12 protein-coding genes are annotated in these 15,121 nt (G+C 63.1%); 11 read left to right on the top strand and 1 reads right to left on the bottom strand.

What is annotated here, in order from left to right; all coding sequences use genetic code 11:
* The first annotated feature begins 16 nt into the window (after positions 1 to 16).
* Positions 17 to 697, top strand: a complete 681-nt coding sequence (gene inhA, locus HCF10_RS25025) for an isonitrile hydratase (protein ID WP_167656631.1) — start codon at positions 17 to 19, stop codon at positions 695 to 697.
* Between the two features lie 11 nt (positions 698 to 708).
* Here the strand turns inward: inhA and HCF10_RS25020 are convergent, their stop codons facing one another.
* Positions 709 to 1,338: a LysE family translocator gene (locus HCF10_RS25020; protein WP_167656630.1), complete on the bottom strand. Its 630-nt coding sequence runs from the start codon at positions 1,336 to 1,338 to the stop codon at positions 709 to 711.
* A 160-nt stretch (positions 1,339 to 1,498) separates the two neighbouring features.
* On the opposite strand from HCF10_RS25020, the gene HCF10_RS25015 reads away from it, so the two are divergent.
* The 10 genes from HCF10_RS25015 to HCF10_RS24970 all read left to right on the top strand — a co-directional run bounded on the left by HCF10_RS25015 (position 1,499) and on the right by HCF10_RS24970 (position 15,118).
* A complete protein-coding gene (locus HCF10_RS25015; RefSeq protein ID WP_131700044.1) occupies positions 1,499 to 2,014 on the top strand; it encodes a sigma-70 family RNA polymerase sigma factor in 516 nt (171 codons plus the stop codon).
* A complete protein-coding gene (locus HCF10_RS25010; protein WP_167656629.1) occupies positions 2,001 to 2,951 on the top strand; it encodes a FecR domain-containing protein in 951 nt (316 codons plus the stop codon). Before HCF10_RS25015 ends, HCF10_RS25010 begins: the two co-directional genes overlap by 14 nt.
* Before the next feature lie 106 nt (positions 2,952 to 3,057).
* Positions 3,058 to 5,544 carry a TonB-dependent siderophore receptor gene (locus HCF10_RS25005; RefSeq protein ID WP_167656628.1) on the top strand — a complete coding sequence of 829 codons (2,487 nt, stop codon included), beginning with the start codon at positions 3,058 to 3,060 and terminating at the stop codon, positions 5,542 to 5,544.
* 441 nt (positions 5,545 to 5,985) lie between these two features.
* Positions 5,986 to 7,425, top strand: a complete 1,440-nt coding sequence (locus tag HCF10_RS25000) for an undecaprenyl-phosphate glucose phosphotransferase (protein ID WP_167656627.1) — start codon at positions 5,986 to 5,988, stop codon at positions 7,423 to 7,425.
* Positions 7,425 to 8,885 carry a mannose-1-phosphate guanylyltransferase/mannose-6-phosphate isomerase gene (locus tag HCF10_RS24995; RefSeq protein WP_167656626.1) on the top strand — a complete coding sequence of 487 codons (1,461 nt, stop codon included), beginning with the start codon at positions 7,425 to 7,427 and terminating at the stop codon, positions 8,883 to 8,885. Before HCF10_RS25000 ends, HCF10_RS24995 begins: the two co-directional genes overlap by 1 nt.
* Position 8,886: 1 nt before the next feature.
* Entirely contained in the window at positions 8,887 to 9,798 is a 912-nt protein-coding gene (locus HCF10_RS24990; RefSeq protein ID WP_145337062.1) for a glycosyltransferase family 2 protein, read from the top strand.
* Positions 9,799 to 9,827: 29 nt separating this feature from the next.
* Entirely contained in the window at positions 9,828 to 10,604 is a 777-nt protein-coding gene (locus tag HCF10_RS24985; protein WP_167656625.1) for a polysaccharide biosynthesis/export family protein, read from the top strand.
* Positions 10,605 to 10,618: 14 nt separating this feature from the next.
* Positions 10,619 to 12,610 carry a GumC family protein gene (locus tag HCF10_RS24980; protein ID WP_131700051.1) on the top strand — a complete coding sequence of 664 codons (1,992 nt, stop codon included), beginning with the start codon at positions 10,619 to 10,621 and terminating at the stop codon, positions 12,608 to 12,610.
* Positions 12,610 to 13,800, top strand: a complete 1,191-nt coding sequence (locus HCF10_RS24975) for a glycosyltransferase (protein WP_167656624.1) — start codon at positions 12,610 to 12,612, stop codon at positions 13,798 to 13,800. Before HCF10_RS24980 ends, HCF10_RS24975 begins: the two co-directional genes overlap by 1 nt.
* A complete protein-coding gene (locus tag HCF10_RS24970) occupies positions 13,790 to 15,118 on the top strand; it encodes a beta-galactosidase (protein WP_167656623.1) in 1,329 nt (442 codons plus the stop codon). Before HCF10_RS24975 ends, HCF10_RS24970 begins: the two co-directional genes overlap by 11 nt.
* The last annotated feature ends 3 nt before the right edge of the window (positions 15,119 to 15,121 follow it).

Here is a 15,121-nt window from a genome sequence, read left to right as displayed (position 1 = left end):
TCTCGGAGCTTCATTCATGACCTTGCAGATCGGCTTTCTGTTGTTCCCCGGCATTCAGCAACTGGACCTGACCGGCCCTTACGACGTATTGGGTTCGCTGCCGGACGTGAAGCTGCACCTGGTGTGGAAGGAGCTGGCGCCGGTCACGTCCAGCACGGGCCTGGTGTTCACCCCGACCATGACCTATGCCGACTGCCCGAAGCTGGATGTGATCTGCGTGCCCGGCGGTTCCGGCGTGGGCGCATTGATGGAAGACCCGCAGACCCTGGACTTCCTCAAGGCTCAGGCGCAGACCGCGCGCTACGTGACCTCGGTGTGCACCGGCTCGCTGGTGCTCGGCGCGGCGGGGTTGCTGCGCGGGCGCAAGGCGACGACGCACTGGGCCTACCACGACATGCTCGCCCCGCTCGGCGCCATCCCGGTACAGGAACGTGTGGTGCGTGACGGCAACCTGTTCACCGGGGGTGGCATTACCGCAGGTATCGACTTTGCGCTGGTGCTGGCGGCGGAGTTGTACAGCGAAGCAGCGGCGCAACTGGTGCAGTTGCAGATTGAATACGCGCCGGCGCCGCCGTTCGATTCAGGCAGCCCCGACACAGCGCCCACGCATGTGCGGGAAGAAGCCAACAAACGCACTGCCGAATCGCGCAGGGTGCGCGGTGAAATCGTCGCGCGGGCGGCTGCACGGTTGGGCTGAACCTGTATAAGTCAGGCGGGACGAGACATCACCGCCAGACGCACCGCCAGCACGGTCAGCACCGTCGCCAAGCCCCATTTCTGTAGCCAGGCGCCTTTTGGGCGCCTGGCGAAGAAGCGGCTCAGCGCCCCGCCGAAAATACCCAGCAGCACGTGAAACACCCCAGCGATCAAGGTCAGCACGCCGCCCAACAGCATCAATTGCACGGCGATGGAGCCGGCCTGCGGCCGTACGAACTGCGGCAAAAACACCACAAAAAACAGCAACGCCTTGGGGTTGAGCAGGCTGTTCAGCATCGCCTGCAGAAACACCCGGCCAAGGGGCACGCGGCGCAGGGAGGCAGGGTCCAGCCCAGGTTTTTTCTGCAGTGTTTTGAACACCAGCCACAGCAGGTAGACCACCCCCGCATAGCGGATCACGTCAAAGGATGGCGGCCAACTGGCGACCAACGCCGTTACCCCGGTGGCGGTCAATGCGGTCAGCAGCATGTCGGCCACACCGATGCCCAGGGCCGAGGCCACTCCCCCGCGCCAGCCGTGGGTGACGCCATGGCTGATCACAAAGGCCATGTTCGGCCCCGGGGATAACAGCAACAGCAGAACAGCACCTGAAAAAACCGCCAGGGTCGCAAGGTCGATCATGCTCAAGCCTTCCACCGGAAAAAGCCTGCAGATTAGTGCGTGCGCCCAGGGCGAACAAAAAATTGTGCTGGATACATTGTTCATCGGTAATTGCGAATGGCCACGGCCAGCGTCTAGAATGCGAAACATTATCAATTAAGACTGCTGCGCCAGGATGCCCATGTCGAGCGATCACCCACTGGACCATGCCGCCATCGGCCAGCTTTACCACAGCCATCACTCCTGGCTGCGCGGCTGGTTGAGCCGACGCACCGGTTGCCGTGAACGTGCCGCCGACCTGGCACAGGAAACCTTTGTGCGCCTGCTCAACGCACGCAAGCAGCAGGCCGTGCTGCAGCCGCGCGCGTACCTGAGCAGCATCGCCCGCAGCTTGATGATCGACCAATACAGGCGCCGTGAACTGGAGCGCGCCTACCTCGAAAGCCTTGCGCATTTCCCCCAGGCCGACGTGCCGTCGGAAGAAACCCGCCTGCTGATTCTCGACAGCCTGGAACGTATCGACCGCCTGCTCGACCAGCTCAAGCCGCGGGTGCGTGAAGCGTTCCTGCTGGCGCAACTGGACGGCCTGACCTGTGCCCAGATCGCCCTGCGCCTCGGGGTGTCCAAGGCCACGGTGGAGCGTGACCTGTCCAAGGCGCTGCACGCCTGCTATCGGTTGCGCTATGCCGACCTCTGACCCGCGCCTGGTCGACCAGGCCATCCAGTGGATGATCAAGCTGCGCTTCAACGTCGCCGACGACGCCAGCACCGCTGCGTTCGAGCGCTGGCTGCACACCAGCGCCGAACACCAGCAGGTCTGGCAGCGGGTGGCGACGATGAATGATGAGTTCAGCCAACTGCCCGCGCAGGTCGGCCGCCACGCCCTACGCGGTGCGCGGCAACGTATCAGCCGTCGCGAAGGGTTGAAATTGCTCGGCCTGGTGGCCGGTGCTGCCGGCCTGACCTGGCTCGGCCGCGACTACACCCCGCTACCCGCCTTGATGGCCGACTACCGCACGGCTACCGGCGAACGGCGTTGGGTGGCGTTGAACGACGGCAGCCGCATCCAACTTAACAGCGCCAGTGCATTCGACACGGCGTTCAATCAGGAGCGGCGCCTGGTGCAGTTGCGCCAGGGTGAAATACTGGTCAATACCGGTGCCGACAAGCGGCCCTTCTGGGTACAGACCCGTGACGGTTACCTGCGCGCCCTCGGCACGCGCTTCCTGGTGCGCGAAGACGCCCAAGGCACAATGCTCGCCGTGCAACAGGGCACGGTGGCGGTGTTTGCCGACAACCACGCCGCCAGCGTGCGCCAAGTGATTGACCCCGGCGAACAGGTGCTGTTCGACCGCAGAGGCATTCGTTCTCTTGTCGCCAATGGCCTGGACCCTTGGGCCTGGAGCGATGGTGTGATCAGCGCCCGGAACATGCGCCTGGATGCTTTCCTCGCCGAGCTGGGCCGCTACCGCAACGGCCTGCTGAGCTGCAGCGAAGCGGTGGCCGGGCTGCGGGTGTCGGGCACTTATCAGTTGGACGATACCGATCAAGTGCTGGGCCTGGTAGCGCAATCACTCAAGCTCGATGTCACTTACCGCAGCCGCTACTGGGTGACGGTCACACCGCGCGTCTAACTTTCTCGAAAATAAATGAGGTGAATTCTCATTGCCGCTCGACCTGTAAGGAAAGGCCGATCAACAGGCCGGTTCTGTTCACTTCCTTCAGGAGCATCCCGCGGTCATGCAAGCGTTCCCCTCCCCACGTTCACCCCTCAAGCACGCGATGCACGCCGCTTTGCTCGGCGCGTGCCTGAGCTGCGCAACCGCGCCGCCGTTCGCATGGGCCGAAACGCCGGCCAGCGACACCCAGGCCCGCGACTGGAACATCGCCGCCGGCTCCCTGGCCACGGCACTGGACCAGTTCGCGCGCCAGGCCGCCATTAGCCTGTCGTACGACGCCACCAGCGTCGCCGGCAAGACCAGCCCGGGCCTGAGTGGTCGCCTGGACCGCGAGCAGGCGCTCGGCCAGTTGCTGCGTGGTCAGGGCCTGCAGGCCCAGCGCCAGGGCAGCAGTACCTGGCTGCTGTTGCCGCAAGTGGCCGACAGCGGCACGCTGAACCTGGGCGCCACTACGGTCACCGGTGAGCGGTTGGGCGCCACCACCGATGGCACCGGAGCCTACACCACGGGCGCGGTGACGATCGGCAAGGGCGAACACAGCCTGCGGGAAACGCCGCAATCGGTGAGTGTGATGACCCGCCAATTGATGGATGACCAGAACCTCACCACCATCGATGACGTGATGGAACGCACGCCCGGGATCACCACCTACGAATCGCCCATGGGCGGCAAGTATTTTTATTCCCGTGGTTTCAAGATGCTCGGCCAGTACCAGTACGATGGCGTGCCCCTGGACATGGGCAAGGACTACGTGCAGGCCGACAGCTTCAGCGCGAACATGGCGATCTATGACCGCGTGGAAGTGCTCAAGGGTGCCGCCGGCATGCTCAAGGGCGCCGGCACCGCCAGCGGCGCGGTGAACTTCGTGCGCAAGCGGCCCCAGGCCAAGCCCACCACCAGCCTGTCGCTGTCCGCCGGCACATGGGACAACTACCGCGCCGACGTCGACACCGGCGGCCCGCTGAATGAAAGCGGTACAGTGCGCGGCCGCGCGGCGATCAGCCAACAGAATCGCGGTTCCTACATGGACATTTCCAAGCGCCAGGACCAGGCGTTCTACGGCGCCCTGGATGTCGATCTCAGCGCCGACACCACCCTGGGCTTCGGCGCCAGCTATGAGGACGTCGACGCCACACCGTGCTGGGGCGGCCTGCCGCGCTATGCCGACGGCAAAAGCGCCAACCTCAGTCGCTCCACCTGCCTGGGCCAATCCTGGAACGACTGGCAAAGCCGGCGCACCACCTTCTTCGCCGACCTCACCCACCACTTCAACGACGACTGGAAACTCAAGGTTGCGGCCGTGCACAGCCGCAACCTGCAAGACACCAAATACGCCGCCAGCGAAGGCACCATTGCCTATGACAACCCAACGCCTACGGCCAACTCCTATGCGGCGCTGATGGACTACGACCACAAGGACTTCGGCCTCGACGCCTATGTGGACGGCAAGTTCGAAGCCTTCGGCCTGGAACACGAACTGATCCTCGGTGCCAATGGCAGCCGTGGTACCCAGGACGATGTGTACGCGATCCAGAACCTGCCCAGGCGCCAGAGCATCTACCAACCCGACCACCACTTCCCGGAACCGGCCAACAGCACCTTCTGGCCGAATATGTATCGCGGCGGCACAGTGAAGGAAACCGCCACCCAGTACGGCGCCTACACCACCTTGCGCCTGCGCCTGGCCGAGCCGTTGATGTTTATCGTAGGCAGCCGCGTGAGCTGGTACGAAAACCGTCGCCAGTCCAACAACCTGGCCTGGGGCGAATGGGCCTTGCAGGATGCACGCACCCGGGAAACCGGTGAAGTGACGCCGTTTGCCGCACTGATCTACGACCTCAACGAACATCTGTCGGTGTACGCCAGCTACGCGGATATCTTCCAGCCGCAAAGTTCCTATGCCACGCTCGATGGCGCCGCGCTCAAGCCGAAGATCGGTGACAACTACGAGCTGGGTATCAAGGGCGAATGGTTCGACGGGCGCCTCAACAGCTCCCTGGCGCTATTCCGCGCCGTCGAGAAAAACGCGGCCGAATCCGACTATATCGCCCAGTGCCCGACCTCTGCCGACGGTTATTGCTACACCGACAGCGGTAAGGTGCGCGCTCAGGGCGTGGAGGCGGAAATCAGCGGTGAAGTCCTCGAGCGCCTGCAGGTATCCGGCGGCTACACCTACACCCAGACCAAGTCCCTGAAGAATATCGATACCGCCCTGGAGGGCGGCACGTCCAACACCTACGTACCTCGACACATGCTGCGCATGTGGGGCGACTACCAGCTCGACGGTGCACTGTCGAAATGGAGCGTGGGCACCGGCGTCAACGCCCAGAGCAGCAATTACCGCGTGCAGACCATCAAGCTCGAGCAGGCGGGTTACGCGATATGGAGTGCACGCCTGGCCTACCGCGTAGATGACACTTGGACGGTGGCACTCAATGGCAACAATCTGTTTGATAAAACCTACTACAACACCGTCGGAACAGCCTCCTGGGGTAACTTTTATGGCGAGCCGCGTAATTTTACGGTGAGCTTGAAAGGCAACTTCTAATCCGGAGAAAGTCCCGCTGGCAGGGCACTTAGTACGCCCTGCCAGCCTTTCCTTGTGCCCTTTTCCTACTGCCTTCCAAAAAGGTTTTTCCATTAAACAGGAAAAATCCCACATTTGTTTCTACACTCAAAAACACACCCCCATCACCGAATGCCCGACAAGGAATGTCAATAAAATGCCGACAAGATGACTTACAAACCCGTCTGCCATGCCACTTCCGCAGCACAGTCAATTAATTGACTAACACATAAAGGGAACACGCCTTTAGTCGCCACCCCCGCAAAACAATTCAAATGGATAGCTCGTTTTGGATTATGCATTTGGATTGATAGTTGCGTATTACCCAGAGTTGCCGTAGTTCGAAGCGCCCTTTAAAGCGGCCGGTGCTTTATTGAATCACTCAACGGACAACTGCCTCTGGTGTGCAATGAGGGATGTTTTATGCAAGAAAAGTCGTCCGTCGACAGCCTGTTTTTAACGCGCGCCGGTTTTGTTGAATTCTTTGTTGTTTTCGTCAAGTTCATACATGGCCTGAGTGCCATTTTGCCCCCGCTGATCCTGGTGATGTTCATCGACCCGATGGCCCCTGAAATGCGCGGGCACTTTCTCGGCCTGCTGGTATTTTTTGCGGTCCTGACGATCATTCTGTTCCAGGCCCTGGGTATCTATTCCGAAGAACTGTTCAGCAACCGCCTGCGCCTGAAAACCAAGGTCAAGGCCTGGTCGGCGGCGTTTTGCATCCTGTTGTTCATGTACCAGATCCTGCAGTTTTTCCCGCAGTTAACCCCGCGTAACCTGGTGGCGTGGTACGTCGCCAGCCTGGGGTTGTTCTGCCTTGAGCGCCTGCTGATGCTGCGCCTGTACCGCAGCCTGATGCGCAAGGGCAAATACCTGCAACGTACGGTGATCCTGGGCTTTACCGACACCGCCGTGCACGTCGCCGAGCACCTGCAACGCAACGGTGATATCCGCTCCGGCCTGGTCGGTTTTATCGACGATCGCACCGAGCGGATCCCCAAGGAATTGAGCAACCTGCCCCTGCTCGGCAACACCCGCGAGCTGGAGAAACTCATCCGCGCCGAGCAGGTTAACCAAGTGATGATCTGCCTGCCCTGGGCCGCCGAGCAGCGCATCCACGGGCTGGTCAATCGCCTGCGGCAAATGTCGGTGAATGTGATGCTGGTGCCTGACATGGCCGCCCTGCGCTACGGCCATAGCCGCATCACCGACGTGGGCGGCATCCTGATGTTCAACACCTCGCAATTGCCGTTGCGTGGCTGGTCGCCGGTGATCAAGCGCCTGGAGGATGTGCTGCTGGCCAGCCTGGCGCTGCTGGCGCTGTCCCCCGTGATGGTGGCGACGGCGCTTGCGATCAAGCTCGACTCCAAAGGGCCGATCCTGTTTCGCCAGAACCGCTTTGGCTACAACGACAACGAGATCCGCGTGTTCAAGTTCCGCTCGATGTACACCGACCAGAGCGACTTCACCGCCGAGCGCCAGACCACCCGCGCCGATCCGCGCATCACCCGGGTGGGGCGCATCATCCGCAAGACCAGCATCGACGAGCTGCCGCAGTTGTTCAACGTGCTGCTGGGCAACATGTCCATGGTCGGCCCGCGCCCCCATGCCACGGCGACTAAAGCCGCCGGCATCCCCTTCGAAGTGGCGGTGAGCGAGTACAGCTCGCGCCACCGCGTGAAACCGGGGATTACCGGCTGGGCGCAGATCAACGGTTACCGGGGTGAGACCGACACCCTGTTCAAGATCCAGAAACGTGTCGAGTACGACCTGGAGTACATCTCCAAGTGGTCGGTGTGGTTTGACCTGTACATCGTTTTCATGACGGTCCCGGCCGTCCTTTCCACCAAGGAAGTCTATTGATGAATACCCTCAACGGATTAATTCCCTGCATCGTTTCCGGTGGTTCGGGCACCCGACTGTGGCCGGTGTCGCGGCAGAACATGCCCAAGCCCTTCATGCGCATGCGCGATGGCCAGAGCCTGCTGCAAAAAACCTTCCTGCGCGCGGCCAGACTGCCCGGCGTGGAAAGCGTGCTGACGGTAACCAATCGCGACCTGTTGTTTCGTACCCTCGACGACTACCGTGGGGTGAACAACGCCCGCCTGCCCCTGGACCTGCTGCTGGAACCGTTCGGTCGCAATACGGCGGCCGCTATCGCCGTGGCGGCCCTGCATGTGCAGGAGCATTTCGGCGGCGATGCTCAGTTGCTGGTGATGCCCGCCGACCATCTGATCCTCAATGAAGTCGCGTTCGCCGAGGCCGTGACCCAGGCCCGCGACCTGGCCGAAGCCGGCTACCTGGTGACGTTCGGCATCCAACCCGATCACCCGGAAACCGGCTTTGGCTATATCGAACAAGGCGAGCCGCTGAGCCACGGCTACCGGGTCAAACGCTTTGTCGAGAAACCCGACCGGGCCACCGCGCAGGCCTACCTGGACGGCGGCAAACACCTGTGGAACGCCGGCATGTTCTGCTTCAAGGCCAGCACCCTGGTGGAAGAACTCGCCGCCCATTCGCCCGACGTGCTGGAGGCCTCCCGCGCCGCGCTTGAACACAGCCAGAGCCTGCAAAACAAGACTTCGCGCCAGCGTGAACTGGAGGCGGATGCGTTCGGCAGTGCGCCGGATATTTCCATCGACGTGGCGCTGATGGAAAAGTCCAGGCAAGTCGCCGTAGTGCCCTGTGACATTGGCTGGAGCGACATCGGTTCCTGGGAAGCCCTGCGCCAGCTCACCCCCAGCGACGCCCATGGCAACCAGATCAATGGCGAGGCGATCCTGCATGACGTGCACAACTGCTACATCGACTCGCCCAAGCGCGTGTTGGGCGCCGTGGGGGTGCGCGACCTGATCATCGTCGACACCCCCGACGCGCTGCTCATCGCCGACGCCCACCGCAGCCAGGATGTGCGCTACATCGTCGCCGAGCTCAAGCGCCAGAACCATCCGGCGTACAGCCTGCACCGCACCGTCACCCGGCCGTGGGGCACCTACACCGTGCTGGAGGAAAGCAGCCGCTTCAAGATCAAGCGCATCGTGGTCAAGCCCCTGGCCTCGCTGTCGTTGCAGATGCACCACCACCGCAGCGAACACTGGGTGGTGGTGAGCGGCGCGGCACAGATCACCAATGGCGACCGCGAGTTCCTGATCAACGCCAACGAGTCCACCTACATTCCGGCCGGGCACAAACACCGGCTGACCAACCCCGGCATCATCGACCTGGTGATGATCGAGGTGCAAAGCGGCGAGTACCTGGGCGAAGACGACATCGTGCGCTTCGACGACATCTACGGCCGCGCGCCGGGCGAGGTGAAAAAATGACATGCGCACTTCACTGATCATCCCCACCCGTAACGCCTCCAGCCACCTGGCACGCCTGCTGCCGGCGCTGAAGATGCAAACCCTGCAACCTGACGAAATGCTGGTGGTGGACAGCGCCTCCAGCGATGACACCGTGGCACGCTTTCGCGCGTTCGGTGCACGGGTCGAGGTGATCGACGCCCGTGACTTCAACCACGGCGGCACCCGGCGCTGGGCCAGCGAACAGGTGGGTGGCGACGCATTGATCGTGATGACCCAGGACGCCATCCCGGCGACGCCCGAGACCTTTGCCAACCTGCTCGATGAATTGCAGCAGGACCCGCTCAACGGCGTCGCCTACGGACGGCAATTGCCCCACCCCGACGCGGGCGTGCTGGGCGCGCAATCGCGGCACTTCAACTACCCGGAACACAGCCGCAGCAAAAGCCTGGCCGATGCACCGGAGCTTGGGATCAAGACCTGCTTCAGCTCCGACTCGTTTTCCGTGTACCGACGCAGCGTGCTGCAAGCAGTGGGTGGTTTCCCTGCCGACGTGATCGGCAGCGAAGACGCCTTTGTGGCCGCGCGCATGCTGCTCGAGGGCTACAAGGTGCGTTACGCCGCCACCGCGCTGGTGCATCACTCCCACGATTACAAACTCATGGACGAGTTTCACCGCTACTTCGACATTGGCGTGTTCTACGGCCGCGAGCCGTGGATCAAGCAAGCCTTTGGCGACGCGGGTGGCGAAGGCAAACGCTATGTGCTGGCCGAACTCGCGGCCCTGCGCAAAGCCGGCGCCTTGCACCGCGTGCCCGAAGTGCTGGTGCGCAGTGCGTTCAAATGGCTCGGTTACCGCCTGGGCCATCTTGAGCGCCGCCTGCCCCTGGCCATCAAGCGGCGCATCAGCATGTTTCCCGGTTATTGGAGGTGAGCAGCATGACCCACAGGAAGTCCCCCTTGATGAAGCGAAGCGTGCTCGTCCTGGCCATGCTGGCCCTGGCCGCCTGCAATACCCCGGCGCGCATCGAGCCACCGGACAGCAAGACCGTCGAGGACGGCAAGCGCGCCCTCGACCAATTGGCCCAACTGCCCCCGGCAGTGGAACGCATCCGTATCGGCGACCAGTTGCGCATCGTCCGCGATGCTGGCGAGATGCCGACACTGTCGGCGTTCAACGTCAGCACTATCTACGAGCTGACGCTGTACACGGTGCAGACCGACGGCAAGATCAACTACCCGTTCCTGGGGCCGATCCAGGTTGCCGGACGCCAGCCATCGGAGCTGGCCACCCAACTGACCCACGAGCTCGCGGCGACTTACCGCGAACCCCGGGTGACGGTGAACATCAACCAGGCGCCGGGCAACTCGGTGATCGTCGGCGGCGCGGTGAATAACCCGACGGCGGTGCAGATTGCCACGGCCAACACCCTGGAACAGGCGATTGTCGGCGCCGGCGGGGTCAGCCCGGCAGGCAACGCGAGCATGGTCGCGCTGCTGCGCGAAGATGCCCAGGGCGCCTATCGCGCCTACTTCCTGGACTTCAGCCAGCTCCTCAAGACCGGCGCCAACGGGCGCAAACCGGTGCACCTGCAACGCGGCGATGTGGTGTTCGTGCCCAAATCCAACGTGGGCGAGCGCATCCAGGGCGTGGATACCTACATGAACCAACTGATCCCGTTCACCAAGTCCATCGGGGTCGGCTACAACTACACGCGCACCAGCGGCGGCGGCAACTAAAGGAGCGACATCCCATGATCGAGATCCGTTCTTTTCGTGATCTGCTGCGCCTGTTCTTTATCTTCCGACACGAGTTCAAACTGGCCGCCATGGCGGCGCTGGTGATCATCCTGCTGGGGGCCTTCCTGCTGCCGGCCAAGTACGAATCCACGGCACGCCTGCTGGTCAAGCCGGGGCGCGATTCGACGCTGCCCATCGAAATCAGCAACCGCCAGGCGCTGGTCATGCCCAGCACCCAGCGCGACCCAATTGTCGATGAGGAGCGCCTGCTGACCGGGCGCCCGATTGTGCGCGCAGTGGCCGAGCACTACCTGGAAGTGATCAACAACGCGCCACCGCCGGAAGGCTTCTGGAAGCGCACCAAGTTCGCCATCAAGCGTGGCGTGGGCGCGGTGTTCGATGGTATTCGCGTGGTGCTGGAAACCGTCGGCGTGATTGAAAAAACCACCCCGGTGGAACGCCTGGCCGCCGGCCTTGAAAAAAGCTTCGAGGTGAGTCATGCCCCCGGCTCCACGGTGATGGACATCACCTTCACCTGGGGCAACCCGCAGATTGCCCAGGCGGTGGTCAAGGATTGGGTCGAGACCTATATCAACGAACGCACCCAGGCCCTGGGGCGCAAAAGCCTGTATGCCTTCTATGAAGGGCAGGTATCGAACAGCGCCACTGAGATCAAGCGCTACAAGGAACAGATCCTCACGCACCTGAACCAGATCGGCGCGGCGAGCATCACTGATCGCCTGGAAGACTTGTCCGAGCGCATCAACGTACTGCGTGGCGAAACGTTCAATACCACACGCCTGATCGCCTCCTCCGACAGCGCCATCCAGAGCACCCGCACCCAGCTCAAGAGCCAGCCCAAGGAAGTCACCACGGTGCGCCAGATCGCACTGAACCCTCAGCAGCAGGACTTGCGTCGCCTGCTGAACCAGAAGCTGCTGGAAAAGGCCGACATGATGCGCACCTACACGGACAACGCGCCGCCGGTCAAAGCCTTGGATGCGTCGATCCGTGCGATGCAGGCCCAGGTCGCCAATGAAAGCAACACCGTGCAAAGCTCGGAAAACCGTGCCCCCAACACCCTGGAAATCCACTTGCAGCGAGTGCTGCTGGATGAATCGAGCAACAACCTGGCGCTGCGTACCCAGCTGACTCAACAGCAAAAACAACTGGCCAACCTTGAAGCCCAGCGCAAGCAGGCCCTGGAGATTGAACCGGAGCTGACCCGCCTTGCCCGCGAGCTGAGCGCCACCGAACGCAACTACGCGCTGTACGTGGACAACCTGGAAAAATCGCGCATCGACCGTGAACTGGATAACAGCCAGATCAGCAACATCGCGGTGATCGAAGAAGCCACCCTGAACCCCGGCCGCATCTTCCCTAAAACCCTGGTGATGCTGGTGCTGGCGCTCCCGTTTGCGCTCGTCGTCGGCCTGCTGGTGATCTACCTGTGCTACCTGCTCGACCAGCGCATCCACGATGGCGGCCTGGCAGAACGCAAGTTCGGCTTGCCGCTGTGGACCACCCTGCCGGAGCTGGACACCAGCACCGCCCAAGGCACCAACGCGTTCAATGCGAGCATCTACCGCCTGTACGGTTTGCTGCAGTTGGACCGCATCGCCGAACAGGGCCTGACCCTTGGCCTGACCTCGGCGCGCCATGGTGAGGGCGTGACCTTCGTGGTGGAACAACTGCGCCAGTTGCTGCAGGAAAACGGCATCACGGTTCGCGTCGGCGGGGTTGCACCTGCGGCGCCGGGTGAAGTGGTGCTGCTGGACGCATCGGCGCTGCTGGATAACCGCGATGCGTTTATCAACCTGCGTCGCGCCGACCTGATCGGGCTGGTGGTGGAAGCGCAGAAGAGCACGGTGCCGGTGGTGGAGCACGCGCTGTCGATCCTCAACACGGCGTTCGGCAAGGTGGACGGCATCATCATCAACCGGCGCAAATTCGAAGTGCCGGCCAAGGTGCTTAAAACCATCGCCAAGTACCGGGGGGCGTTCTGATGCGTGTCGCCCTGCTCGCCCCGCTGCCACCGGAGAAAAATGGCATCGCCGACTACGCGAATCATTTCCGCACGGCCCTGGAACAACTGGGGGTGACGGTGCTGACGCCGTTGGCCGGTGTGGCGGGCAATAGCGAGGCGATCAAGCAGGCCGTCGGTGGGTTCGACTGGCACAGCGTGGACCTGGTCCACGCCGAGTTGGGCGGCGGACGGCTGGGGGAGTTCCTGGCACTGCGCGAGTTGCGCAAGGCCTACCCGGCGCTGCCCTTGACCGCCACGGTGCATGATCCCGAACGCATCGTCTGGCGGCGTGAGCGCTTGCCGTTCCCGTTGAACCTGATGGAGCGCTTGCCCAGCCCGTTGCCACAGGCGGCGGTGGTGCTGGCCGATCCGCTGACCTTGCGTGAAGAGCGCCAGGTCGCCGCCGGTTTGACGCGCTTGATCACCCTCACCCGCCTGGGCGCCGAGTGCCTGAGCCAACGCATGCAACTGCCGGCGGGTAAAGTGGCGGTGATCCACCATGCCAACCTGGCGATTCCATCGGCGCCGTTACCGCGCCTGGATACGCTGCACCTGCTGTACTTCGGTTTTATCTACCGGGGCAAAGGCATCGAAGACCTGTTGCAGGCCCTGGCCGGCGTGTTCAAGCAAGCCCCCGAATTGCGTGGCCGTGTGCGCCTGACCCTGGCCGGTGGCACCGCCGCCGAAATGGCGTTTGGCGCGGGCGGCAATTACCTGGAACAGTTGAACACGCAGATCGCCGAACTCGGCCTGGCCGATGCCATCGACTGGCGGCTGAACCTGCCGGCTGAAGAGATTGCCCAAACCATCCAGGCCCACCATGTGATGGTGCTGCCCTATCGCGAATCGAAAAAGCTCGGCCTGCTCGGGCGCCAGCGCGGGACCAGTGGCGCGCTGTCCTGGGCTGCCGCCTGCGGGCGCGGGGCGATCACGTCTGACGCTCGCGCGTTTGCCGAGGAAGTCGCCAGCGGCAATGGCGCCATCTACCCCGAAGGCGATGTGGCCGCGCTCAGCGCGCAACTGCTGCGCCTGGCACGCACGCCGCTGCTGGCCCGGGACTGGGCCGAACGCGCCGGCGAAATCGGCCGCGAGCGTTTGTGGCCGTTGACCGCGCAGACGTTCAAGACGCTGTTTGAACACGCCATCGAGGGCAGCCGCCATGGCGCGTAAACGCACTTACGTCGCCACCCTGGCCGTGGTCGCCGCCCTGGGCCTCACCGCGTTTTTGTGGGGGCGCCAGGCCGATGCCGAAAGCCATGTGCTCAAGGGCAACAAAACGCTGGTGTGGAAGGATTTCCTCGGGGTGAACGCGCAGTTCCTGTGGTTCGCCCCTGAGCGCTATCAAAAGCAGATCGACCGTCTCAAGGCGCTGGGCCTGGAGTGGGTACGCCTGGATTTGCATTGGGACCAGCTGGAACCGGTCGAAGGGCAGTACCAGGTTGCGACGCTGGATCAGTTGGTGGGCAAACTGCAGGACAACCAGCTCAAGTCCGTGTTCTACCTGGTCGGGTCGGCGCCGTTCGCCACCACTGCGCCGGTGGGCGCGCCCTATCAGGACCAGTACCCGCCGAAAGACCCGAACGTGTTCGCCAACCGCATGGCGCTGTTGGCCCAGCGCTACCCCAGTGTCGACGCCTGGCAGGTGTGGAACGAACCGAACCTGCTGGGCTTCTGGCGCCCGGTGGCCGACCCTGCCGGCTACGCCACGCTGCTGACCACCAGCGCCGCCGCGTTGCGCGCAATACACCCAAGCAAACCGGTGGTGGCCGCCGGCATGGCGTTCTTCAGCGAAATGCCCAACGGCCAGAACATGTTCGATGCCCTCGGCGCCTTGGGCGTGGCCAGCCTGAATACCGTCGTCTCGTACCACCCCTACACCCAATTGCCCGAAGGCAACGACCCGGCCAACCTGGACTTTATCGCCAGGACCACCGCCCTCAACCACGCCCTGCGCAGCGGCGGTGTGCAGGCCCTGTGGAGCACCGAATGGGGCTGGTCGACCTACACCGGTCCCAAAGACGCCCAGGACATCATCACCCCACAGGCCCAGGCCGATTACGTGGTGCGCCGCCTGGCGCTGATGAGTGCGCTGGATTACGACCGGATTTTCCTGTTTACCCTCAGCGACCTGGACCAGCGCGCCAGTGTGCGGGACCAGTCTTACGGTTTGCTCGACATCGACGCCAACCCCAAGCCGGTCTACACCGCGCTGAAAAATTTCCTCGACGTCAGTGGCCCGACGCTCATCCCCGGCGACCCGCCCGGCGCCGACCAGTTGCCCGACGGCCTGTTCAGCATCGGCTGGACCCGCGCCGACGGGCGCAAGCTATGGTTCTTCTGGTCGGCCGAGGGCGGCAAGGCACACTTGCCCGGCCTGGCCGGCGCCACGCTGTACGACCCGTTGCGCGGCACACAAACCCCGGTAACCGGTACCGACGGCCTGACCGTGCCGGTCAAAACGAACTTGCAAATCCTGTTATGGGACTGAGGC

Origin of the sequence: Pseudomonas sp. B14(2022), assembly GCF_012030485.1 — a bacterium.
GTDB lineage: Bacteria > Pseudomonadota > Gammaproteobacteria > Pseudomonadales > Pseudomonadaceae > Aquipseudomonas.
Note: the sequence above shows the minus strand (reverse complement) of the source record. Positions and strands in the feature narration are given on the sequence as shown.